The organism is Desulforhopalus singaporensis (assembly GCF_900104445.1).
Classification (GTDB): Bacteria; Desulfobacterota; Desulfobulbia; order Desulfobulbales; family Desulfocapsaceae; genus Desulforhopalus_A; species Desulforhopalus_A singaporensis.
Genome location: NZ_FNJI01000014.1, coordinates 78,806 through 101,029 on the forward strand (window position 1 = coordinate 78,806; position 22,224 = coordinate 101,029).

Here is a 22,224-nt window from a genome sequence, read left to right on the forward strand (position 1 = left end):
AGTAATGGCACGCTCAATTAAAAAAGGTCCTTTCATTGATGATCACCTTCAAGAGAAAGTGACGAACGCTATTGAAAGCGGATCAAGAAAAGTTATTAAGACCTGGTCGAGAAGGTCGGATATAAGTCCTGAGATGGTTGGACTCACCTTTGCGGTACACAACGGTAACAAATTCATCCCGGTATTTGTAACTGAGAACATGGTCGGTCACAAACTCGGCGAATTCGCGCCGACGAGGACATACTACGGCCACGCTTCAGACAAAAAGGGCAAAAGATAAGCGGAAACCTTGATGGGTTTCTCAGGATTTATCAGGAGTTGAGACTATGGAAGCCAAAGCCGTAGGAAGATACATTAGGATTTCGCCACAGAAGGCGCGACTGGTTGCCGATGTGGTCAGGGGCATGGGCGTTGATCAAGCGATCAACACCTTGCGCTTCATGCCGAAAAAGGGCGCTGGAATTATAAAGAATATTATCGAATCGGCCGTCGCAAACGCGACCCAGAACGAGGCGGCGGATGTTGATAACCTGTTTGTGAAGAAAATCTTCATAGATGGTGGGCCTTCCCTTAAGCGGATTCGTCCAAGGGCACAGGGCCGGGCTACAGGGATAATCAAAAGAACGAGTCATATCACTGTAGTTCTGGATGAAAACTGATCTGCTGCTGAAATTAAAGCGCAGACCGTTTGATAAACTTTATTGAACAATGAATTTGTTGGAGGACTGTTTTGGGGCAGAAGGTTAATCCACACGGACTGAGACTGAACATTACCCGGACATGGGATTCGATCTGGTATGCTGATAAGGAGTACCCGGCATTTTTGATCGAAGATCAGAAGCTGAAAAAGTTTCTTAAAAAGCGACTGCAGCACGCCGGGCTTGCCAAAATAAAGATCGAGCGTACCGGAGATCAGGTAAGGATCAAGCTGTTCACGGCACGGCCCGGGATCGTAATCGGGAAAAAAGGCGCAGAGATCGAGATCCTTAAAAGGGATCTGGAAAATCTGATTTCCAGGAAAGTTACCCTGGATATTCAAGAGGTTCGCCGTCCAGAAGCCGACGCACAGCTGGTAGCGGAGAATATTGCTCAGCAACTGGTACGCCGCGTGGCTTTTCGCCGGGCAATGAAAAAGGCGGTCAGTTCCGCGTTGCGCTTCGGGGTACAGGGAATAAAGATCTCCTGTTCCGGTCGTCTTGGCGGTGCCGAAATGTCCAGGTGCGAATGGGTTCGGGAAGGACGCGTACCGTTGCATACCTTGAGGGCTGACGTCGATTACGCGCTGGCCGAAGCGAACACCACCTACGGGATTATCGGTGTCAAGGTCTGGATATTCAACGGGGAAGTACTCAGCGAAGATGATGCTGTTGCTGCGCAGTAAGTGCAGCGCTGATATGTGCCATTTTTTATATGGAGTTATTAAATGTTAAGTCCTAAGAAGGTTAAACATAGAAAAGTATTCAAAGGCCGGATGAAGGGAGCTGCGCAAAGGGGCTGCTCAATTTCATTTGGTGATTACGCTCTCAAGGCGACCTGTTGCGGTTACATGAGCAATCAACAGATTGAAGCCGCTCGTATCACCATAAACAGGACCATGAAGAGGGGTGGAAAGGTGTGGATCAGGGTGTTCCCTGATAAACCGCTCACCAAAAAGCCAGCTGAGACCAGGATGGGTAAAGGTAAAGGTAGCCCCGAATCGTGGGTGGCGGTTATCAAGCCTGGGACCATCCTTTACGAAATTACCGGGGTAAGCGAGGAAATCGCAGTTAAAGCCTTGAGCCTTGCCGGAGCCAAGCTGCCTTTCTCTACAAAAGTAATAACCAAGAGGAACACGCTATGAAACCGGAAGAAATAAGAAACTTATCTGCAGAGGAAATCGATAAAATGCTGCAGGACCTGAGAGAGGAGTATGGGAATCTTTCTTTTCAACATAAGATCCGTCCTCTCGAAGACACCTCGAAACTGAAGAAAATTAGAAAAGATATTGCTAGGATCGAGACCATAAAGAGACAGTCCGTCAACTGAGCACCGGTATACAATTAACGCAGTATGGTCTGGTTCTAAAAAACATCACTATTTGATTAAATTATGAGTGAAATAAACAAATCTAGAAAGACAAGAACCGGTTCTGTTGTCAGCAACAGGATGGAAAAGAGTGTCGTGGTTCGGGTAGAACGCAAGGTACGCCATAAGCTTTATGGAAAATTCGTAAAAACCTGCGTGAAATACCTGGCGGACGATCCGGAAAACCGTTGCAACATTGGCGATACCGTTCTCATAGAAGAGTGTCGGCCTCTTAGCAAAAGAAAAAGGTGGCGGGTTAAAACAATTCTGGAGCAGGCCGTTTAATAATCTGGCTAAATGGCACGGCACAACTAGATGTTTCAGATGAAGAATCGGGTGAGATTATGATACAAACAGAAACAGTACTCAATGTTGCTGATAACTCCGGAGCGAAAAAAGTGCTTTGCATTCGTGTTCTCGGGGGTACAGGTAAACGATACGCATCCATCGGTGACGTCATTGTCGTCACGGTCAAGGAGGCGTTGCCAAACGCAAAGGTAAAAAAAGGTGACGTCATGAAGGCAGTTATCGTTCGCACCGCTAAGGAGATGAAGCGGATGGACGATACCTGGGTGAAATTCGACGATAATGCAGCGGTAATGCTGGCTGCTTCCGGTGAGCCCGTTGGGACCCGTATCTTTGGGCCGGTTGCAAGGGAACTGCGCAACCAGGGGTTCATGAAAATTATATCGCTGGCACCTGAAGCACTTTAACGAGAATGTGTGCCAGAGTGGCGATAGATTCATTGATTGGATAAAGGTATAGCAATGAAACAGGGTAAAACATACCTGAAAAAAGATGATCAGGTTGAAGTAATTGCCGGAAAAGACAAAGGCAGGGTTGGAAAGGTACTCCGAGTCCTTCGCGATCAAGACAAGGCAGTGGTTGAGCGCATTAACATGATCAAGCGGCACACCAAACCGCAGGAAATGAACCAGCAGGGACAGATCGTAGAGAAAGAAGCTCCTATTCACGTTTCCAATCTTCAACTTATCTGTCCAGAGTGCACTAAGACTGGTCGCATAGGAAAAAAGATCCTCGAGGATGGCACAAAAGTACGTTTTTGTAAGAGTTGTGGCGAATCCATCGAGAGTAAATGATAGATTGTCAACTACGATACGCTAGGAGTTATCATGGGTGCGCTTAAAGATATGTATGAGAATGAGTGTGTAGCTGCACTCAAAGAGGAATTTGGCTATGAGAATGCCATGGAAATTCCTCGAGTGAAAAAGATTGTATTGAACATGGGCTTGGGTGAAGCCGTTCAGAACCCGAAAATAGTTGAAGGGGCTGCCCAGGAGCTGACCCTGATCGCTGGTCAAAAGGCGGTCATAACCAAGGCAAAGAAGTCGATCGCTACTTTTAAGCTTCGTGAGGGAATGCCTATTGGGGCGCGGGTAACCCTTAGGGGCGAAAAGATGTACGATTTTCTGAGCAAACTTGTTAACATCGCACTGCCCCGCGTACGCGACTTCCGCGGATTATCCCCAAAGGGTTTCGACGGCAGGGGTAATTATTCGATGGGTGTAGCGGAACAGATCATTTTCCCCGAGATCGACTACGATAAAATTGATAAGATTAAAGGGTTGAACATCACCATCGTTACCTCGGCATCTTCCGATAAGGAAGGACGATTCCTTCTGGGAAAACTCGGGATGCCTTTTAAAAAATAGATAACATCCAGAACATAATTTTAATAGAGAGAATTTGGAGGTCGGTTTGGCTAAGAAATCCATAATTGCAAAAGCACAACGCAAACCAAAATTCGCGGTGCGTAAATACAACAGGTGTCCTCTTTGTGGACGTCCCAGAGCCTTTATCAGAAAATTTGGTGTTTGCAGAATATGCTTCCGTAAACTGGCGTCCAGCGGAGAAATCACCGGGGTTACCAAATCAAGCTGGTAAGGTTCTATCTCTGTTAGATTTTTAGTTTACTACTTTGAAAAATAAGGAGTGTTCGCTATGTCAATGAGCGATCCCCTGGCAGACATGCTGACCAGGATAAGAAATGCAGTAATGGCAAGATACGATTCTGTTGAGATGCCCAATTCCTCGATCAAGGCCGATGTCGCTCGTGTACTTAAAGAGGAAGGGTACATTTCCGACTTCACCGTTCGTGAGGGTAATGTACAGGGTGTGATTAAAATCGATCTTAAATACGGACCCGAAAACGAATCTGTTATCAGTGGAATCAAGCGAATCAGCAAGCCCGGATTGCGTAAGTACTCCAAGGCAGACGCAATTCCTGAAGTACTGAACGGGCTTGGGATCGCAATAATTTCCACCTCAAAGGGTGTTGTCACCGACAAGAAGGCCCGCGAACTGAACGCAGGTGGGGAAATAATTTGTGAGGTCTGGTAGACCCGAGGATAACGGAGGAAAGTATGTCTCGAATAGGTAAACAGCCCATTCCGGTTCCAGCCGGAGTGACGGTGGATCTGAAGGGTCAGCAGATTACGGTTAAAGGTACCAAGGGTACTCTGCAGCGTCAGATCGTTGATGAAATCGAAGTTGTCCTTGGTGACGGCGTCATCGAAGTAAAAAACCGGGAAGAAAGTACCCGAGTCAACGCCTTCCGGGGAATGAGCCGCAGTCTCATCAACAACATGGTTGTTGGTGTTGCCGAAGGGTTCAAGAAAGTTCTGGTAATAGAAGGTGTCGGATATAAAGCCAGTGCCAGCGGGTCCAAGCTCACGCTCAACGTCGGCTATTCCAATCCGGTTGATTTTGAGGTTCCCAAAGAGGTTGCCGCCTCGGTTGAGGGGAACAATAAAATCGTGCTCGAATCAATCGATAAAGAGCTGGTGGGACTGGTTGCGGCCAAAATCCGTCAGATTAGAAAGCCTGAACCATACAAGGGCAAAGGGATTCGTTACGAAGACGAACACATTGTCCGTAAGGTCGGTAAAGCTGGCGGCGCTTAAGAACGTTAAAATGCCTTCGGGCTTTAAAAGCAAATGGTAAACAGTAATGGCTAGAAAAAATCCAAACACGGTTGCTAGGGAAAAACGTGTCCGCAGAATCAGAAAGAAAATCACCGGCACGAGCGAGCGGCCTCGCCTCAGAGTATTTAAAAGCAACAAGCATATCTATGCCCAGATAATCGACGATAGCGCAGGCAAAACCTTGGTATCAATGTCGACCATAGACAAGGAGTTCGAGCCGGGCGAGGAAAAAGGTAAGGCATCGCTGGCCAAAAAAGTCGGTGAACTTCTTGCTACTCGTGCCAAGGCAGCAGGAATTACGAAGGTAATATTTGACCGTGGCGGTTGTCTGTATCACGGCAGAGTAAAATCGCTTTCCGAGGGTGCTCGGGAAGGTGGACTTGAATTTTAATGATTTTTAATATAACGGGGGTGTCCCTTGTCTGATTTCAAACGTTCCAAAAGTGCGGCTACTGAGGAGCTGATCGAGAAAATAGTTTTTATTAATCGCGTTGCCAAAGTTGTTAAGGGTGGTCGCCGATTCAGCTTTTCTGCGATTGTAGTCGTCGGTGATGGTAAAGGAAAGGTTGGTTACGGTCTCGGAAAAGCAAACCAGGTACCGGAGGCGATTAGAAAGGGTGTGGAGAAGGCAAGAAAGGCCATGTTCACCGTCGCTCTTACTGAAACCTCTATTCCCCATCAGGTAACAGGTCGTTTTGGTGCAGGGAAGGTCCTGCTCAAGCCGGCGTCGGCTGGTACAGGTCTTATTGCCGGTGGACCGGTGCGTGCGGTTCTCGAGGCTGCAGGTGTTTCAAACATCCTCACCAAATGCCTGGGCTCCCACAATCCGCACAATATGGTCAAGGCGACTATCACCGGATTGAAAGAACTCAGATCCGCCCAGACAATTGCCGATTTGCGTGGAAAAAAAGTAGAAGAAATTACAGCATAATTACAGCTATTGATTTGTGGTCCGCCACTGTGCTGAACAGTACTGACTAACATAAGAAAAAAGAAGGTAGCAAATGGCCGAGACAATTACATTTACCCTGGTTAAAAGCGGCATTGGAAGCACCAAGAAGATTAATGCTACTTTAACAGGGCTTGGGCTTACCAAAATGAATAAGACTGTCACCAGAAAGGATACCCCGGAGCTTCGCGGAATGCTGAGTAAGGTGGCGCATCTTGTACGTATAGAGGAGATATAGCATGTTGACTTTAGCAAACCTTTCTCCGAAAGCCGGATCTACCAAGCAGCCGAAGAGACTTGGCCGCGGACCAGGTAGCGGGCATGGGAAAACTGCAGGAAGAGGTCACAAAGGATATAAATCGAGGTCGGGATCAGGCGTGAAGCCGGGTTTTGAAGGCGGCCAGATGCCGCTGCAGAGAAGGTTGCCCAAGAGAGGGTTCAATAACGTATTCAAAAAGGAATATGCGCTTATTTCTCTGGAGCAGCTTGACCGATTTGAAGCCGACGCCACTGTAACGGTCGACACCCTGATCGAGGCCGGTCTTGTAAAGAAAAACAGCCTGGTCAAAGTACTTGCAAACGGTGAGATCACCAAGGCGATCAAGATCAAGGTCGATAAGCTTTCAAAATCGGCCCAGGCCAAGATTGAAGCTGCAGGTGGAACCGTACTGACCGAAGAATAAAGCGTTAGCACTGAATGGCGCCCCGAGAGGCCATAAGGTTAAATTCTTAGAACTGTAAGTAGGTATCAATAATGAGTGGATTGCAGAGTGCTGCAAATATACCTGAGCTGCGCCGGCGTATCCTGTTTACGCTTATAATGCTCGCCGTGTATCGGATTGGGGTGCAAATTCCAACCCCCGGTATTAACGGCGAAGCACTGGCGGCTTTTTTTGCCCAACAATCCGGCACGCTGTTCGGGATGTTCAATATGTTTTCCGGCGGTGCGCTGGAGAACTTCTCGATATTTGCCCTCGGAATTATGCCGTATATCAGCGCCTCCATCATAATACAGCTGCTCACCGTGGTGGTACCCCAGCTGGAGGCGCTCAAGAAGGAAGGCCAGGCCGGGAATCGTAAAATAACGCAATACACGCGATATGGTACTGTTCTGCTCAGTATTATCCAGGGTACTTTTATCGCCACCGGCCTTCAGGGCATGACGGGACCCGGCGGCGCGCCGATTGTACTTGATCCCGGCGTTCAGTTTAAACTGATGACCATGCTCACCTTGACTTCAGGTACCGCATTTATTATGTGGCTCGGTGAACAGATGACTGAAAGGGGAATCGGTAACGGAATCTCACTGATCATCTTTGCCGGTATCGTCGCGCGCGGACCCGCAGCTGTGGCCAACTCGATTCAACTGGTCAAGGCTGGAGAAATCACGATGTTTTTTGTGCCGTTTCTAGTCGTGTTCATGTTAATGGTCATAGGCATTATCGTCTTCTTTGAAACCAGCCAGCGGCGAATTCCCATCCAGTATGCAAAAAGAGTGGTTGGAAGAAAAGTGTATGGTGGTCAGAGCTCGCATCTGCCGCTGAAGATTAACGTCTCGGGTGTCATTCCGCCGATTTTCGCTTCATCGATTATGATGTTTCCCGCGACCATCGGCAGCTTTATCCAGATTGACTGGGTGCAGAGAGTTTCAGCGGCAATGTCGCCCGGGACCATATACTACTATCTGTGCTATATCACCATGATAGTGTTCTTCTGCTTTTTCTACACCGCAGTCACTTTCAAGCCCGATGACGTTGCAGAGAACCTGAAGAAGAACGGTGGATTTGTGCCCGGGATTCGTCCAGGGAAAAAGACTGCCGAATTTATAGATAAGGTGTTGACCCGGTTGACCGTAGTAGGGGCAATCTATTTAAGCGCAGTGTGCGTGCTGCCGACGATTCTTATCTCTAAATTCAACATTCCCTTCTATTTCGGAGGCACAGCTCTGCTGATCGTAGTCGGAGTTGCCATCGATACCATTTCTCAGGTCGAGTCCCATCTTCATATGAGAAATTATGAAGGATTCATGAAGCAGGGTAAGATCAAGGGCAGAAGGTAGACGTCGTGACCGCATCAGGTGAAGCAGGCGATGGCCGAAACATTGTGCTCAAGTCGCCCGACGAGATCAAGTTTATGCTCGAGGCTAATCAGATCGTGGCGCAGACTTTGAGCTTGCTCGAGAAAACTATTGAGCCCGGGATTACCACCTGGGAACTTGACAAAATAGCCGAAGCGCAGTGCGAGAAGATGAAGGTAACCCCTGCATTCAAGGGGTACCGTGGTTTTCCGGCATGTATCTGTGCTTCTGTAAATGAACAGGTCGTACATGGGATACCGTCGCGCAAAACCAAGCTGAAAAAAGGTGACATCATTTCCATCGATTTCGGGGTTGAGTTCAAAGGTTACTTCGGCGATTCCGCGATAACGGTTCCCGTGGGCAAGGTTGATTCCAAGCTCATGAGGCTGCTGGATGTGACGAGGGTTTCTCTTGAAAAAGGCATTCAGCAGGTAGAGGTTGGCAACAGGATCGCCGACATTTCAAAAGCCGTGCAACACCACGTGGAAGGACACGGCTTTTCAGTTGTCAGGCAGTTTGTCGGACATGGGATCGGAAGCGCTCTGCACGAGGCACCTGAGATCCCGAATTTTCACCAGGGTGAGCGAACTGCGAGGCTGATGCCCGGGATGGTGCTGGCCATTGAGCCCATGGTGAATATGGGAACATACAAGGTAAAAATGCTGAGAGACGGATGGACTGTAGTAACCGAAGACAGTAAGCCGTCCGCCCACTTCGAGCACTCTGTGGCTGTTACCGAAGATGGTCCCAAAATATTGAGTTACCGATGAAAAAAAGAAGCGCAAAAAAATACTTCTCATTAGCGAGAAAGTAGATTATACTGTTGCGTTTTTAACTGAAACTTACATAAGCCGGTAAATCATGTCGAAAGAAGAAGCTATTGAAGTAGAAGGTACAATTATCGAACCATTACCCAACGCAATGTTTCGCGTTGAACTGGATAATGGACATAAGGTGTTGGCCCATATATCGGGTAAAATGCGTATGCATTTTATAAAAATTCTTCCCGGTGACCGGGTGACCGTAGAGCTTTCCCCTTATGATCTGACAAGGGGAAGGGTTACTTTCAGGGCTAAAAACGCCAAAAAGAAAAAATAGAGAGTTTGCTGATTATGAAAGTACGAGCATCTGTAAAAAAAATGTGCAGTGATTGCAAAATTATAAAACGTAACGGTATCGTACGCGTTTCCTGTAAGATAAAAAAACATAAACAGAGGCAGGGATAAATAGCTTTTATGCCGTTTAACTTCACCTACTTCTTTAAGGAGATATGTCTTGGCACGTATAGCAGGAATTGACCTTCCGAAAAATAAACATATGGATCGGGCGTTAACTTACATTCATGGAATTGGGTTAACTTCGGCTCGTAAAATTCTGGATAAAGTGGATCTTCCATACACCATGAACAGCGACGACCTGGACGGCGACGATGTGAACCGCATCAGGAAAGTGCTTGAAGATGAGTATGTTGTGGAAGGTGATCGCAGGCGTGAAGTTTCCATGGATATAAAACGTCTGACTGATCTTGGTTGTTATCGCGGCCGGCGGCATCGTATGGGACTTCCGTGCCGGGGACAAAAGACCAAGACCAACGCACGAACCAGGAAGGGACCGCGCAAAGGCGCAGCACGACGAAAGTAATCGAAATTAATATAGGTGTAAGATATGGCAGTCGCTAAAAAGAAAAGAATAAAGAAGAACGTGCCGGAAGGGGTAGTCTTCGTCTATTCGACTTTCAACAACACTATCGTAACTATCTCTGACAAACAGGGAAACGTAGTATCCTGGTGCAGCGCAGGCGTTCTTGGTTTTAAAGGTTCACGAAAGAGCACACCGTTCGCCGCACAGAACGCACTCACCGACGCAGCAAAAAAAGCAGCTGATTTCGGTATGCGCAAGGTAGAAGTCAGGGTTAAAGGACCGGGACCGGGTAGGGAAGCGGCGCTGCGCGCCCTCATCAACACCGGCTTTGAAGTAACCAAAATCTGCGACGTTACTCCGGTGCCCCACAACGGCTGCAAACCTCCAAAGCGCCGGAGAGTGTAGCGTTTTTTCGTTATATACTTTAATACATTAAAATAAACGGAGGCCCAAGTTGGCTAGAAATATAGGTGCTGCATGCCGTCGATGCAGGAGAGAAAACTTGAAATTATACCTCAAAGGCGAACGTTGCTATTCCGACAAATGTGCTTTTGAGCGGAGAGCGTTTGGCCCTGGTCAACACGGGCAGGCAAGATTCAAGAAACAATCCGACTACGCCATCCAGCTGCGTGAAAAGCAAAAAGTCAAAAGCATGTACGGAATGCTCGAGAGCCAGTTCCGTCTGACCTTTGAAAAAGCCGATCGCCAAAAAGGTGTTACCGGTGAAAACCTGCTTATTCTCCTTGAGAGGAGGCTCGATAACGCCATCTTCCGCATTGGCTACGCTTCTTCGAGGAATCAGGCAAGGCAAATGGTACGTCACAACCATATACTGGTAAACGGGAAAAAAGTTAATATCCCTTCGTTTCTGGTTAGCCCTGGAGACGTGGTAAGCCTGAAGGAAAAGAGCCGCAGCAACGCTGTAATTAATGAGAATTTAGAGGCAGTAGTACGGCGAGGCGTTCCAAGTTGGCTGGAGCTTGACAAGGATAACTACAAGGCTACCGTCAAGGCCCAACCCAACCGGGAAGAGCTGACCATGCCTATTCAAGAACAGTTGATCGTCGAACTTTACTCCAAGTAAGCAAAAACCATAAGGTTTGCATCGAGTCTTGCAAAAGGCTGTCCGTTGTAAACCTTTTCGTAACTTTCAGTACGATATAAAGAGTAAAAACAAAGCGATACGACGACACAGTTCGTAATTGCGGGTAAAGGATATCTATGATTCAAGCTGCCGACGAAAAAATACCGTTTCACCGAAACTGGCATGAACTGATTAAACCTGAGAGGCTGGAGGTAGACAGGGAAAAGCATACCGAAACTTACGGTAAATTTGTCTGTCAGCCGCTAGAGCGAGGGTTTGCCACCACAATCGGCAACTCTCTGCGGCGCGTTCTGCTGTCTTCCATACAGGGTGTGGCTATAACCACCGTGAAGATCGAGGGTGCGTTGCACGAATTCACCTCCATGAAGGACATCATGGAAGACGTGAGTGAAATCATACTCAACCTCAAGCAGGTGAGACTGAAACTGCACACCGGTGACAGCCAGAAGGTAATAATAGAAAAGGATGGCCCGGGAGCGGTTACAGCGGGCGACATCGTGGAAACCGGATTTGTCGAAGTAATGAACAAGGATCAGGTAATATGCACCCTGACCGGTCCTACTACCTTCTACGCAGAATTGACCGTGGAGTGGGGTAAGGGATATCAGCCAGCCGAAAAGATGGAAAAGGAAAACCTGTCAATTGGACAGATTCCGATCGATGCGATATTCACGCCGATCAAAAAGATCCAGTACATGACTTCACAGGCTCGGGTGGGACAGCAGACCGATTATGACAAACTGACGATTGAAATCGAGACGGACGGGAGCCTCAAACCGGAAAACGCCCTCGCCTACGCTGCCAAGATACTAAAAGAACAGATGACCATCTTCATTAACTTCGATGAAGAGGAAGCTGAACCAGAGATCAGTGAAGACGACGACCGGGATTCAGAACCGCTCAACCCGTATCTCGACAAGCCGGTCGAGGATCTGGAACTGTCGGTACGTTCCGCTAATTGCCTGAAAAATGCTGACATCAACTACATTGGTGATCTCGCCCAGAAAACCGATCAAGAAATGTTGAAGACCAAGAACTTCGGGCGCAAGTCTCTTAACGAGATCAAGTCGCTGCTTTCGGAAATGGATCTGACCCTGGGAATGAAGTTTGAAAACTGGGTGCCACCCCACGAGCGGGAAGATACCGAAGAGTGAAATTCACATAAAAAAAAAACCGTTAAAGGTTTTTATTTGTAGCAGAGGAATATATCATGAGACATAAAATTTCCGGAAGAAAACTTGGACGGACGAGCTCACACAGGCTTGCTATGCTCAGAAACATGGCAACATCCCTTTTTGAGCATGAGAGAATAGTTACCACCACCGAAAAGGCAAAGGAACTTCGTCCAGTGGCCGAGAAAATGATAACCTTGGCCAAGCGCGGCGATTTGCATGCCAGAAGGCAGGCGCTGAGCTTCATCAGGAGCAAGGCTGTCGTCGACAAACTGTTCAACGAAATAAAGGACAAATTCGAGGACCGCAAGGGGGGATACACCAGAATCCTCAAAACAGGGGTCCGGCCGGGAGACAACGCCTCCATGGCAATCATAGAGTTGGTCAACTATGAAGAACAGATAGAGACTGAAGATTCTGATGAATAAGATTCAAGATCTCTGAGAAAAAAGCTGATAGAGGCCTAGGCCTTTATCAGCTTTTTTTTTGCTCAATACGTTATTTGGAGGAAATCTCTTGCAACCTAAAAACAAAGAATTCCCCAAGGGGATGATCCCTGTTGGAGATTCTGAGTTCCTGTTTGACTGTCACAAGAATGTGGAGTGTTTTAACGTATGCTGCAGAAAAGTCGACCTGACACTCTACCCTTATGACATTCTTCGACTGAAGAACTGCCTCAAAATCGATTCGGAGCAGTTTCTTCGTAGTTACACAATTCTTGCCAAGGGAAATAACGCTTTTTTCCCCAGCGTGATGATAAAACTTGCCGATGACGAAGAGAAATCATGTCCTTTTCTCGGTGAAGAGGGCTGTACCGTATATCATGACAGACCGTCGGCGTGCCGTACCTATCCGCTTGAACGGGCTGTCGACAGATCAGAACAATCGGCAGTGCCTGATGATTTTTACTTTCTCGTAAATCATGACTACTGCAAGGGGCACAATGAAGATAAATCCAACACCGTTAATTCATGGGTCAGAAGTCAGAGGTTGATCGAATTCAATACAATGAATAGTTTATGGGCCGGGATGGACACTCTTTTTGCCACTAATCCATGGAAGGGGGAGGGGGCAGCGGGGGAAAAACAGCAGCTGGCATTCATGGTCTGCTACAACATAGACGGGTTCAGACGATTTTGTCATCAGCACCAGATTTTAAAACAGTTCCGGCTCGACAAACAGACCAGAAGACGCATAGACAACGAAGACGGCGAGCTGTTAAAGTTCGGTTTTGATTGGCTCAGGCTGGTGCTAACCGGCCGCAGTTCGCTGGTAAAAAAGTAGATAGGAACTGAATTTTTCAACGATCGGTTGCAATCATGAGTTGCTCATGGTAAAAAGGAATGTTTTTTTTGTATGCGGGACCAAGGGTGTCCCGGAATTATCAAAACACACACCTTCGAAAATGCTGGTGTCGGACTGTTGGAAATAGGACGATTCGATTATGAAGGTGGAGGTATAACCAGAACGGAGACAATAATGGCTAACGCTAGTGTAAGAGACATGCTGCAGGCGGGCGTCCACTTCGGTCATCAGACCAGGAGATGGAACCCTAAAATGAAACAGTACATCTACGGACCTCGTAACGGTATTTATATCATCAATCTCGATATTACCAAGAAGATGTTCGACAAGGCGTGCAACTATATTACCCGCGAAGTACAGAACGGCGGATCCGTTCTCTTTGTTGGTACTAAAAGGCAGGCACAGTCGATTATCAACGAGGAAGCAAAACGGTGCAACATGTTTTATGTAGACCACCGGTGGCTCGGTGGGATGCTCACTAACTTCCAGACTATCAAAAACAGCATAGACCGCCTCAAGTCGATTGAATCGATGCAGGCTGACGGATCGATCAACCGCTTTCCCAAAAAAGAGATCCTGCTGATGGAAAAAGAGCGGATCAAGCTTGAGAGAAACGTCGGCGGTATCAAGGACATGAAAGGATTGCCTTCGGTGGTTTTCGTCGTTGACCCGCGGAAGGAAAATATTGCGGTCAGTGAAGCTGTCAAGCTGGGTATCCCGGTTGTCGCTATCACCGATACCAACTGTGATCCTGATAATATTGATTTCGTCATTCCCGGAAATGACGATGCCATACGTTCGATCCGACTGCTGACTTGTCACATCGCTGAGTCTGTGCTTACCGGTCAGGCGTCCCGCGAAGGTGAAGAGGCTTCTGAAGAAGCGGTCGCGGCAGCTATGGGTGATGTTGGCAGCGAAATGGCCGAGGAAGCTGAAGAGGCCAAAGAATCACAAGAATAATTCCGGGAGGGCTATTTGCAGCTCTTCAGGCAAAAGTTTCGTTTGTTATGAAGGGGTTGTCGACTGACTACCCCTTTTTTATGTGATAAATTGCATTAATATGTCTGACAACAACTGTGACGGTACAGACTTTTTAAATAGAACTCAAAGTTAGAAAAAAGGAGATTTACCATGGCCATTACAAGTAAGATGGTAAAAGATCTGAGAGACAAGACTCAGGCAGGAATGATGGACTGCAAAAAGGCCCTGGAAAAGACCGGCGGAGATATGGAGAAGGCTGTTGATCTTCTGCGCCAGAAAGGTTTGGCGGTTGCAGCAAAGCGCGCAGGCCGTGCAACCAGTGAAGGTGTTATCGAGACCTACATTCACGCCGGCGGAAAACTTGGTGTCATGGTCGAGCTCGGATGTGAAACCGATTTTGTTGCCAAAAACGATGCGTTCCGTGAGTTCGCCCGTGACATAGCCATGCACATAGCGGCGGCAAGTCCGGTGGCGATTACCCGCGAAGAAGTGCCTGAAGAGATTGTTGCCAGAGAAAAAGACATCTACGTGCAGCAGGCACTTGACTCTGGAAAACCTGAAGCAATTGTTGAAAAGATGGTGACCGGCAAGATAGAAAAATATCTTGCAGAGGTAGCCCTTCTTGAACAGAAATTTGTAAAAAACCCTGATCTCTCCATCCAGGATCTTCTCAATGAACTGGTTGGCAAGATGGGAGAAAATATCTCAATCAAGCGTTTTGCAAGATTTCAGGTTGGGGTAGCCGAGTAACAGTTGTTTGGCGAAAGTTTTCTGGCTTTCGCCAAACTCCCCGGCAAAGCGATGAGATATCGGGTCTCATCGCTTTGCCGGGGAGTTCTTCCACTTTTTAAAAGCCAAAAAAGGAGTGACCATGGCAAGCCAGCTGAAATATAAGAGAATATTGCTCAAACTCAGTGGTGAGGCTTTGATGGGCGAAGACGCCTACGGGATAAATACCGGTGTTCTTGAGTTTGTAGCTGGCGAAATCAAGCAGGTGGTTGAAAAAGGTGTAGAACTTGGCGTTGTCATCGGGGCCGGCAATATCTTCCGCGGTGTAGCTGGGGCGTCCAAAGGGATGGATCGTACCACCGCAGACAATATGGGAATGCTGGCGACGGTCATGAACAGCCTGGCAATGCAGGATGCCCTTGAGCGTACAGGAGTAATAACCAGGGTAATGTCTGCGATCCCCATGCAGTCCGTATCGGAACCGTATATCAGGAGAAGGGCTACCAGGCACTTGGAAAAGGGCCGGGTGGTCATTTGTGCTGCCGGCACAGGAAACCCATATTTTACGACAGATTCGGCCGCTGTACTCAGGGCACTCGAGATCGACGCTGACGTGGTGATTAAGGCGACCAAGGTTGACGGGGTGTACGACAAGGACCCCATGAAATTCAACGACGCGCTCAAGTATGAGAGTCTGACCTACGACGAGGTGCTGCAGAAGGGGTTGCGGGTTATGGATGCCGCCGGTATCGCCCTTGCCAAAGAAGACAATCTGCCGATCATGGTTCTTGACATGGGGGTTTCGGGCAATATATCCCGGGCGGCTTTTGGTGAGTGTGTCGGCACGTTGATAACCGCCTGATGGTCCGGACAACAATTTGGCGCCGGACAATATCCGTTTTCTGACGGGTAGCAGTCTCTGCCATATAATGGGTCAATCCTGAAATTAATCTGAAATAGAGGTGTATCATGAATGAAGTTATCCTGGAAATGTCTGAAAAGATGGACAAAAGCGTTGATTCTTTTAAAAACGAACTATCCAAGGTAAGGACCGGTAGAGCTTCTCTTGCTATCCTCGACGGTATTTCTGTCAATGCATATGGCAGTCAAATGCCTCTGAATCAGGTTGGTACCCTGACTATTCCGGAAAGTCGCATGATAGCGATCCAGCCATGGGATCCACAGATGCTGCAGGCTATCGAAAAAGCAATCCTCAAATCTGATGTCGGTCTTACTCCTGCAAACGATGGCAAGATCATCCGTCTCAATATTCCCCAGCTCACCGAAGAACGAAGAAAGGATCTGGTTAAACAGGTGAAAAAAATCGCCGAAGAATTCCGTGTCGCCGTACGTAACTTGAGAAGGGAGGCGATAGATACCTTGAAAAAACAGAAAAAAGATAAGGAAATATCCGAGGACGAGCTTTTCAAGTATCAGGATGAGGCGCAGGTTGAAACCGACAGCCATATCAAGATGATTGATGACGCAATGGCGACCAAGGAAAAAGAAGTTATGGAAGTGTAAGGGGCGGGGCGAATTCTGTTGGTAGTTTTTTTGTTGGTAAATAATCTGGGAAGCATATGTCTGTAACTGTTGATCTTGATGAAAACCTCCTGCCCCGTCACGTTGCTATTATAATGGACGGAAACGGCAGATGGGCACAGCGTAGGCGAAAGCCGCGGCTCTTCGGCCACAAGGCCGGGGCCGAGTCGGTTCGCGATATTGTTGAAGCGTGCAGGGAAATCGGGATCGAATACCTCACACTGTATGCGTTTTCTTCGGAAAACTGGAAGCGTCCCGACCAGGAAGTTTCTGGGTTGATGTCCATTTTAAAAAAGTATCTGATCTCCGAATTGCCAAAGATGGTAAAAAACGATGTTCGTTTGCTGGCGATAGGGAACCATGCAAAACTTCCCGAGGACGTAAGGAAAACGCTGCGGGAAACCATCAAGACAACCGCTGAAAACAACAAACTCACCCTCACCCTGGCGTTGAGTTACGGCGGACGAGACGAAATCGTCAGGGCTGTCAAAAAAATCAGCGCCGACTGCGTTAACGGAAGTTTGCAGGTTGACCAGATCTGTGAAGATACCCTGCAGAACGCACTCGATACGTCGGCAGTACCCGATCCCGATCTCCTTATCAGGACTGGCGGTGAGGCGAGACTGTCCAATTTTCTGTTGTGGCAGGCATCCTATGCAGAAATTCTCTTCACTGATATGATGTGGCCGGACTTCAGAAAGGATGCTTTTTACCGAGCACTTTCCGATTACCAGAAACGGGAACGCAGATTTGGGCGCACCCGAGAACAGTTGCACTCAGAGTAAGACGATGAAACGTATTGTGCCCGGGCTGTTGATTGCTGGTTTGTGGCTTATGCTGTTGCTTTTTGGGTCGATACAACTTTTCAGTCTGCTTTTTTTTGTTATCGCCATGATCGGCGCAGATGAATATCTGAGGATGGCCGACAGGCGGGATGTGGCTTTGGGGGAGAAGGGGCTGCTGATCATCTTTACTGCGCTGCCTGTGGGAATAGTCGGATTGTGCGGGCAGACCGCAGGTCTTGGCGGCGCCGTTCTGCTATCTTTTGCAGGATTTGTCGTCTATCTGCTCTGCCGTTACGGTTCGCCGCTTGAGAGCTACGCGCTGTTTGCCAGGTTTGTTTTCGGCCTTCTGTATGTCGGCTTTCTCGGATCTCACCTGGTGCTGCTGCGTTCTCTGGAAGAAGGCGGCACCTGGCTGATTATCGCCTCTGCGATAACCGCGTGCTCCGATACCGGTGCCTATTACACAGGAAAAAGATTGGGCAAAAGAAAATTGTGCCCTGCCATAAGTCCCAACAAGACCGTCGAAGGGGCGGTGGGAGGCGTTGTGAGCGGCACCATCGGCGCCCTGGTATTCGGTGTGGTCCTGCTCAACGAGCCTCCGTTGGTGTTCCTGGCACTGGGCGGAGCATTTCTCTCGCTTGTAGGTATCAGCGGCGACCTCACCGAGTCCATCATAAAAAGGGGGACGCAGACTAAAGATTCCGGCAGGTTGCTCGCGGGGCATGGAGGTGTGCTTGATCGCATGGATTCGCTTCTTTTTGTGGCGCCGGCTCTCTATTATCTCCTCATTCTTCTGGTGCCCTGATGAAGTCTATATCTCTTTTGGGCTCAACCGGCTCAATCGGTGTTAATGTTCTTGATGTTGTAAGGCGTTGTCCCGACCGTTACCGGATCGTGGCTCTGGCGGCAGGTACCAATATATCGTTGCTTGCCAGGCAGGTAATCGAATTCGATCCCGAGATTATTTCCATAGCAGAAGAAAAATATTCAACACAGCTGCGTGAACTCCTGCCGCGCCAATATCATGCAAGAATCTGTTTTGGGGTCGAAGGTGCCAAATTGGCCGCGGCGTGTCGCTCTGCCGATATAACCTTCTCCGCCATCGTCGGGTCTGCTGGGCTTCAGCCGACCCTGGCCGCAATAGAGGCCGGCAAGGACATTGGTCTGGCCAACAAGGAGACTCTTGTCATGGCGGGCAGAATCGTAATCGACGCGGCTACAAAAAACGGCGTGCGCCTTTTTCCCGTCGATTCCGAGCATTCAGCCATCTTTCAAGCGCTTGAGGCCGGTCGAAAAGAAGACCTGAGTAAAATCATCCTCACCGCATCCGGCGGACCTTTTCACGGAAAAAGCCGACGGCAGCTAGAAGAGGTGACACCGGAGCAGGCGCTCATGCATCCCAACTGGAGTATGGGCCGGAAAATTTCTATAGATTCTGCTACCCTCATGAATAAAGGGCTGGAAGTAATTGAGGCCAGGTGGCTGTTTGATGTTTTGGCCGGCACAATCGAAGTCGTCGTCCACCCCCAGTCCATAGTCCATTCTCTTGTTGAATACGTTGACGGCTCGGTGCTGGCCCAGCTGGGGATTCCGGATATGCGCATTCCAATAGCCTATGCCCTTTCCTATCCCGAGAGAATGGATCTCGGGCTTAATCCGCTGCGGCTGTCGCAGTGTGGCAGGCTGGAATTTATAGAACCTGACTACCAATGTTTTCCGGCATTAAAACTTGCCTTCGACGCACTTGAGCAGGGAGGAGTGTTGCCCGCAGTGCTTAACGGAGCCAATGAGGTCGCTGTCGATGCGTTTCTCGCATCCAGGATCAGTTTTTTGCAAATTGCCGAGACAGTCGCGAGAACAATGGATATTGTAAACGAAGGAAGAGAGGATTGTCTTGAGGATATACTCCTTGCAGATTCTCGGGCCAGGAGGGAGGCTGAGGCGGTTATCCGCATTTTGTCCTGACCTTGGGGTGCGGTTGCACCGATTTCTTGCTATACACTTTTTCAACTGCTGGTAATAATGAATACCTTGTTCGCTTTTATAATTGTTTTAGGTCTTCTCATCTTTGTGCATGAGTTCGGGCATTTTATCTTTGCCAAACTCTTCGGGGTGCGGGTGTTGAAATTTTCCCTGGGATTTGGCCCCAGCCTGGTGGGGAGAAAGATCGGTGAGACGGAGTATGTCATTTCCGCCTTTCCGCTTGGGGGCTTCGTTAAAATGTACGGGGAAAATCCCGACGAGCAGGATATTCCCCAGACGGACAGGGAAGCATCTTTTGCCTATAAGCCGGTGTGGAAAAGATTTTTCATAGTCCTTGGCGGTCCGCTGTTTAATTTACTGTTTCCGGTCGTGCTGTTTTTCTTCATTTTCCTTTTCGTCGGGGTTCCGACCCCGGTGGATACCACGCGTATCGGCAAGGTAACAGAAGACTCTCCAGCCTACCAGAGCGGACTGCAGGCAGGAGATGTCATTGTGCAGATCGACGGCAATACAACCTCCAGCTGGCTTGACGTGCTTGAGTCGGTAAAAAACAGCGGTGGAAAGGAATTGTCCGTTGCGGTGATGCGCGGCGGCAAACAGGCGACAATAAAGGTTACGCCGGCAATAGATTCGGTGAAGAATGTGTTTGGAGAAGAGATCGAACAGCGCTATATGGTTGGAATAATGAAGGCTGACGAGCTTGTCTATGAAAGAAGCGGGCTGGTGGAATCCTTCACCAACAGCTGCCTGCAGACGTGGATATACATCTCCCTTACCGTGAAGGGTTTTATCAAGATTGTCCAGCAGGTGGTCCCGGCATCGGAGCTGGGCGGGCCGATTCTCATCGCCCAGATCGCTGGCGAGCAGATGCGGGCGGGATGGCTCAATCTTATCTATTTCATGGGACTTTTAAGCGTCAACCTCGGTATTCTCAACCTATTGCCTATTCCCGTTCTGGACGGCGGTCACCTGGTTTTTCTTACCATTGAGGGGATAAGGCGAAAGCCGCTGAACGAGAGGGCGCAGATTTTTGCTCAGCAGATCGGGATAGGGTTGCTCGCAACGCTTATGCTCTTTGTCTTTTACAATGATATAGTCCGCCTGTTTAGCTGATGGATCGCACAACTCCTTTTATATTGTCCCTGGATACGGCGACACCGTGCAGCTCTGTTGCCCTGACACGAGGAACGAGGGAGCACGGAGAGATACTTGGTGCGCTGAACCTGTCAGGTAATGTCACACACTCAAGAAGACTGCTGGCGAGCATTGATTACCTGATGAACCAGTCTGGGGTTGACTGGGATGACCTGGACGCGGTCAACGTCAGTCTGGGACCGGGAAGTTTTACCGGGTTGCGTATCGGTATGGCGACGGCCAAAGGACTTGCCGCGGCGGCTGGTAAACCGCTTATCGGGGTCTCCACCCTGGACGGTCTTGCTGCAAAATGTGTTACCGGCCGTCTTGTCTGTGCGGTGCTGGATGCCCGGAAAAAAGAGGTCTATGGGGCATTTTACCGGTGCGACAAAAAGGGCAGGAGTGCCAGGGTTAGCGATATGGCGGTGCTTTCGCCGCAGGTCCTTGCACAACAGATAAATGAGCCGGTGCTGATGGTCGGTGACGGCGCGGTGGCGTATAAGCAAAAATTCAAAGAGCTGCTCGGCGATAAACTGACGATTGCGCCCGCTCATCTTCACGAGCCGGGCGCATCGGCGATCGGTATGCTGGCGGGTGAAGCCTATCTCAGAGAAGAGATGCTTGATATTAGCAGGGTGCAACCGATCTATATCCGCTCCTCGGATGCTGAACTCAACCTGCTGAAAAAGAAACAGCAGCAGTCGTCGTACAGTGGTGACAATCAATGATTGAGCGACGGAAAACACGGCAGATACAATTGGGAAGTGTCGGCATAGGAAGCCAACACCAGGTTTCAGTCCAGTCGATGACCAACACCGATACCAGAAATATTGACGAGACCGTTGCCCAGATACACCGACTGGAGGCTGCCGGATGCGATATCGTTCGGGTCGCCGTCCCTGACAGGGATGGTGCTGTTGCCATCAGGCAAATCAAGGACCGCATCAAAATTCCCCTTATTGCCGACATCCATTTTGACTATCGGTTGGCGATCGGCAGTATGGAGAGCGGTGCCGACGGTATCAGGATCAACCCCGGAAATCTGGGGGGTGAGGAAAAACTGGCCAGGGTGGTCGAGGCTGCCATCAGCAACAGGGTGCCTATCCGGGTGGGGGTGAACAGCGGATCGATCGAAAAGGATCTGCTTAAACAATATGGCTATCCAAGCCCGGAAAACAGCAGAGCCCTTATTGAAAGCGCGCTGCGCAATGTGCAGCTGGTGGAAAAATACGGTCACCATGAAATCAAGATATCGATCAAGTCGGCCGATGTTCTGACCACTATAAACAGTTACCGGGCTCTTTCGCAGGCCACCGACTATCCACTGCACCTGGGGGTTACCGAAGCGGGGGGGCTTATCGCCGGGACGGTTAAATCAAGTGTTGCCCTGGGCATATTGCTGAGCGAGGGGATTGGCGACACCTTCAGGATTTCCCTGACCAGGGATCCGGTGGAGGAGGTGCGTGTCGGGTTTGAGCTGCTGCGCTCGCTGAAGATACGCGAACGTGGCCCCGAGTTGATCTCATGTCCAACCTGCGGCCGCACCCGCATCGATCTGTTTGCCCTTGCCGAGGAAGTGGAAAAATTTGTCCAGACTATGGAGAGCCCCTTAAAGGTTGCCGTTATGGGGTGCGTCGTAAACGGACCCGGAGAGGCAAAACAGGCGGACATCGGTGTTGCCGGCGGCAACGGAGTAGGAATTATTTTTAAAAAAGGTGAAATTTGGAAAAAGGTGCATGAAGACGAATTGATGGCAGTTTTTATGACCGAGTTGAAAAAGATGGAACAAGAGAGTAAATGAAATATTGAACA

36 protein-coding genes are annotated in these 22,224 nt (G+C 48.9%); all 36 read left to right on the forward strand.

Features of this window, described 5'->3' with window-relative positions; translation table 11 throughout:
• Nucleotides 1–4 precede the first annotated feature (4 nt).
• The 36 genes from rpsS (at nt 5) to ispG (ending at nt 22,213) form a co-directional block, all read left to right on the forward strand.
• On the forward strand, nt 5–280 hold the full coding sequence (gene rpsS / locus BLQ17_RS11175) for a 30S ribosomal protein S19 (protein WP_092222825.1): 276 nt from the start codon (nt 5–7) through the stop codon (nt 278–280).
• A gap of 46 nt (nt 281–326) precedes the next feature.
• Nucleotides 327–659, forward strand: a complete 333-nt coding sequence (gene rplV, locus BLQ17_RS11180; protein WP_092222827.1) for a 50S ribosomal protein L22 — start codon at nt 327–329, stop codon at nt 657–659.
• 71 nt (nt 660–730) lie between these two features.
• Entirely contained in the window at nt 731–1,381 is a 651-nt protein-coding gene (rpsC, locus tag BLQ17_RS11185) for a 30S ribosomal protein S3 (protein ID WP_092222829.1), read from the forward strand.
• A 42-nt stretch (nt 1,382–1,423) separates the two neighbouring features.
• Nucleotides 1,424–1,840, forward strand: coding sequence for a 50S ribosomal protein L16 (gene rplP / locus BLQ17_RS11190; protein WP_092222831.1), 417 nt, complete (start codon nt 1,424–1,426; stop codon nt 1,838–1,840).
• On the forward strand, nt 1,837–2,025 hold the full coding sequence (rpmC, locus tag BLQ17_RS11195; RefSeq protein ID WP_092222833.1) for a 50S ribosomal protein L29: 189 nt from the start codon (nt 1,837–1,839) through the stop codon (nt 2,023–2,025). Before rplP ends, rpmC begins: the two co-directional genes overlap by 4 nt.
• Before the next feature lie 63 nt (nt 2,026–2,088).
• Nucleotides 2,089–2,349 (forward strand): 30S ribosomal protein S17, encoded by a 261-nt coding sequence (gene rpsQ / locus BLQ17_RS11200; protein ID WP_092222834.1) that lies wholly within the window; start codon nt 2,089–2,091, stop codon nt 2,347–2,349.
• Between the two features lie 59 nt (nt 2,350–2,408).
• Nucleotides 2,409–2,777: a 50S ribosomal protein L14 gene (gene rplN, locus BLQ17_RS11205; protein WP_092222836.1), complete on the forward strand. Its 369-nt coding sequence runs from the start codon at nt 2,409–2,411 to the stop codon at nt 2,775–2,777.
• A gap of 54 nt (nt 2,778–2,831) precedes the next feature.
• Nucleotides 2,832–3,164, forward strand: a complete 333-nt coding sequence (rplX, locus tag BLQ17_RS11210) for a 50S ribosomal protein L24 (protein ID WP_092222837.1) — start codon at nt 2,832–2,834, stop codon at nt 3,162–3,164.
• A gap of 33 nt (nt 3,165–3,197) precedes the next feature.
• Entirely contained in the window at nt 3,198–3,737 is a 540-nt protein-coding gene (rplE, locus tag BLQ17_RS11215) for a 50S ribosomal protein L5 (protein WP_092222838.1), read from the forward strand.
• 46 nt (nt 3,738–3,783) lie between these two features.
• On the forward strand, nt 3,784–3,969 hold the full coding sequence (locus BLQ17_RS11220; RefSeq protein ID WP_092222918.1) for a type Z 30S ribosomal protein S14: 186 nt from the start codon (nt 3,784–3,786) through the stop codon (nt 3,967–3,969).
• Between the two features lie 57 nt (nt 3,970–4,026).
• Nucleotides 4,027–4,425 (forward strand): 30S ribosomal protein S8, encoded by a 399-nt coding sequence (gene rpsH, locus BLQ17_RS11225; RefSeq protein WP_092222840.1) that lies wholly within the window; start codon nt 4,027–4,029, stop codon nt 4,423–4,425.
• A 23-nt stretch (nt 4,426–4,448) separates the two neighbouring features.
• Complete coding sequence (gene rplF, locus BLQ17_RS11230) at nt 4,449–4,988, forward strand: 50S ribosomal protein L6 (RefSeq protein ID WP_092222842.1); 540 nt, start codon at nt 4,449–4,451, stop codon at nt 4,986–4,988.
• Nucleotides 4,989–5,034: 46 nt separating this feature from the next.
• Nucleotides 5,035–5,400: a 50S ribosomal protein L18 gene (gene rplR, locus BLQ17_RS11235; RefSeq protein ID WP_092222844.1), complete on the forward strand. Its 366-nt coding sequence runs from the start codon at nt 5,035–5,037 to the stop codon at nt 5,398–5,400.
• 27 nt (nt 5,401–5,427) lie between these two features.
• Nucleotides 5,428–5,940: a 30S ribosomal protein S5 gene (gene rpsE, locus BLQ17_RS11240; RefSeq protein ID WP_092222846.1), complete on the forward strand. Its 513-nt coding sequence runs from the start codon at nt 5,428–5,430 to the stop codon at nt 5,938–5,940.
• Between the two features lie 73 nt (nt 5,941–6,013).
• On the forward strand, nt 6,014–6,196 hold the full coding sequence (gene rpmD / locus BLQ17_RS11245; RefSeq protein ID WP_092222848.1) for a 50S ribosomal protein L30: 183 nt from the start codon (nt 6,014–6,016) through the stop codon (nt 6,194–6,196).
• A gap of 1 nt (nt 6,197) precedes the next feature.
• The gene (rplO, locus tag BLQ17_RS11250; protein ID WP_092222850.1) at nt 6,198–6,641 is read left to right on the forward strand and encodes a 50S ribosomal protein L15; all 444 of its coding nucleotides are present in this window, start codon (nt 6,198–6,200) and stop codon (nt 6,639–6,641) included.
• Nucleotides 6,642–6,712: 71 nt separating this feature from the next.
• A complete protein-coding gene (gene secY, locus BLQ17_RS11255; RefSeq protein ID WP_092222852.1) occupies nt 6,713–8,017 on the forward strand; it encodes a preprotein translocase subunit SecY in 1,305 nt (434 codons plus the stop codon).
• Nucleotides 8,018–8,022: 5 nt separating this feature from the next.
• Nucleotides 8,023–8,805: a type I methionyl aminopeptidase gene (map, locus tag BLQ17_RS11260; protein WP_281180524.1), complete on the forward strand. Its 783-nt coding sequence runs from the start codon at nt 8,023–8,025 to the stop codon at nt 8,803–8,805.
• Nucleotides 8,806–8,896: 91 nt separating this feature from the next.
• A complete protein-coding gene (gene infA / locus BLQ17_RS11265; protein ID WP_092222854.1) occupies nt 8,897–9,133 on the forward strand; it encodes a translation initiation factor IF-1 in 237 nt (78 codons plus the stop codon).
• 14 nt (nt 9,134–9,147) lie between these two features.
• Nucleotides 9,148–9,261: a 50S ribosomal protein L36 gene (rpmJ, locus tag BLQ17_RS11270; protein ID WP_092222856.1), complete on the forward strand. Its 114-nt coding sequence runs from the start codon at nt 9,148–9,150 to the stop codon at nt 9,259–9,261.
• Between the two features lie 49 nt (nt 9,262–9,310).
• A complete protein-coding gene (rpsM, locus tag BLQ17_RS11275; protein WP_092222858.1) occupies nt 9,311–9,676 on the forward strand; it encodes a 30S ribosomal protein S13 in 366 nt (121 codons plus the stop codon).
• Between the two features lie 24 nt (nt 9,677–9,700).
• A complete protein-coding gene (rpsK, locus tag BLQ17_RS11280) occupies nt 9,701–10,081 on the forward strand; it encodes a 30S ribosomal protein S11 (RefSeq protein ID WP_092222860.1) in 381 nt (126 codons plus the stop codon).
• Between the two features lie 49 nt (nt 10,082–10,130).
• Nucleotides 10,131–10,760 carry a 30S ribosomal protein S4 gene (gene rpsD, locus BLQ17_RS11285; protein WP_092222862.1) on the forward strand — a complete coding sequence of 210 codons (630 nt, stop codon included), beginning with the start codon at nt 10,131–10,133 and terminating at the stop codon, nt 10,758–10,760.
• A gap of 137 nt (nt 10,761–10,897) precedes the next feature.
• Complete coding sequence (locus BLQ17_RS11290) at nt 10,898–11,935, forward strand: DNA-directed RNA polymerase subunit alpha (RefSeq protein ID WP_092222864.1); 1,038 nt, start codon at nt 10,898–10,900, stop codon at nt 11,933–11,935.
• 56 nt (nt 11,936–11,991) lie between these two features.
• Nucleotides 11,992–12,381, forward strand: coding sequence for a 50S ribosomal protein L17 (gene rplQ / locus BLQ17_RS11295; RefSeq protein WP_092222866.1), 390 nt, complete (start codon nt 11,992–11,994; stop codon nt 12,379–12,381).
• Nucleotides 12,382–12,469: 88 nt separating this feature from the next.
• Nucleotides 12,470–13,237, forward strand: a complete 768-nt coding sequence (locus BLQ17_RS11300; protein WP_245695110.1) for a YkgJ family cysteine cluster protein — start codon at nt 12,470–12,472, stop codon at nt 13,235–13,237.
• A gap of 195 nt (nt 13,238–13,432) precedes the next feature.
• Entirely contained in the window at nt 13,433–14,218 is a 786-nt protein-coding gene (rpsB, locus tag BLQ17_RS11305; protein ID WP_092222922.1) for a 30S ribosomal protein S2, read from the forward strand.
• Nucleotides 14,219–14,389: 171 nt separating this feature from the next.
• A complete protein-coding gene (gene tsf, locus BLQ17_RS11310) occupies nt 14,390–14,989 on the forward strand; it encodes a translation elongation factor Ts (RefSeq protein WP_092222873.1) in 600 nt (199 codons plus the stop codon).
• 121 nt (nt 14,990–15,110) lie between these two features.
• A complete protein-coding gene (gene pyrH, locus BLQ17_RS11315; protein ID WP_092222875.1) occupies nt 15,111–15,830 on the forward strand; it encodes a UMP kinase in 720 nt (239 codons plus the stop codon).
• 104 nt (nt 15,831–15,934) lie between these two features.
• The gene (gene frr, locus BLQ17_RS11320) at nt 15,935–16,492 is read left to right on the forward strand and encodes a ribosome recycling factor (protein ID WP_092222877.1); all 558 of its coding nucleotides are present in this window, start codon (nt 15,935–15,937) and stop codon (nt 16,490–16,492) included.
• A gap of 56 nt (nt 16,493–16,548) precedes the next feature.
• Nucleotides 16,549–17,295, forward strand: a complete 747-nt coding sequence (locus tag BLQ17_RS11325; protein ID WP_092222879.1) for an isoprenyl transferase — start codon at nt 16,549–16,551, stop codon at nt 17,293–17,295.
• A 4-nt stretch (nt 17,296–17,299) separates the two neighbouring features.
• Nucleotides 17,300–18,100 (forward strand): phosphatidate cytidylyltransferase, encoded by an 801-nt coding sequence (locus BLQ17_RS11330; protein ID WP_176761188.1) that lies wholly within the window; start codon nt 17,300–17,302, stop codon nt 18,098–18,100.
• Nucleotides 18,100–19,260, forward strand: a complete 1,161-nt coding sequence (locus BLQ17_RS11335) for a 1-deoxy-D-xylulose-5-phosphate reductoisomerase (RefSeq protein WP_092222883.1) — start codon at nt 18,100–18,102, stop codon at nt 19,258–19,260. The genes BLQ17_RS11330 and BLQ17_RS11335 overlap by 1 nt, the downstream gene beginning before the upstream one ends.
• A gap of 57 nt (nt 19,261–19,317) precedes the next feature.
• Nucleotides 19,318–20,391 carry an RIP metalloprotease RseP gene (gene rseP, locus BLQ17_RS11340; protein ID WP_092222885.1) on the forward strand — a complete coding sequence of 358 codons (1,074 nt, stop codon included), beginning with the start codon at nt 19,318–19,320 and terminating at the stop codon, nt 20,389–20,391.
• Nucleotides 20,391–21,140: a tRNA (adenosine(37)-N6)-threonylcarbamoyltransferase complex dimerization subunit type 1 TsaB gene (gene tsaB / locus BLQ17_RS11345; RefSeq protein WP_092222887.1), complete on the forward strand. Its 750-nt coding sequence runs from the start codon at nt 20,391–20,393 to the stop codon at nt 21,138–21,140. Before rseP ends, tsaB begins: the two co-directional genes overlap by 1 nt.
• Complete coding sequence (ispG, locus tag BLQ17_RS11350) at nt 21,137–22,213, forward strand: flavodoxin-dependent (E)-4-hydroxy-3-methylbut-2-enyl-diphosphate synthase (RefSeq protein WP_092222889.1); 1,077 nt, start codon at nt 21,137–21,139, stop codon at nt 22,211–22,213. The genes tsaB and ispG overlap by 4 nt, the downstream gene beginning before the upstream one ends.
• The last annotated feature ends 11 nt before the right edge of the window (nt 22,214–22,224 follow it).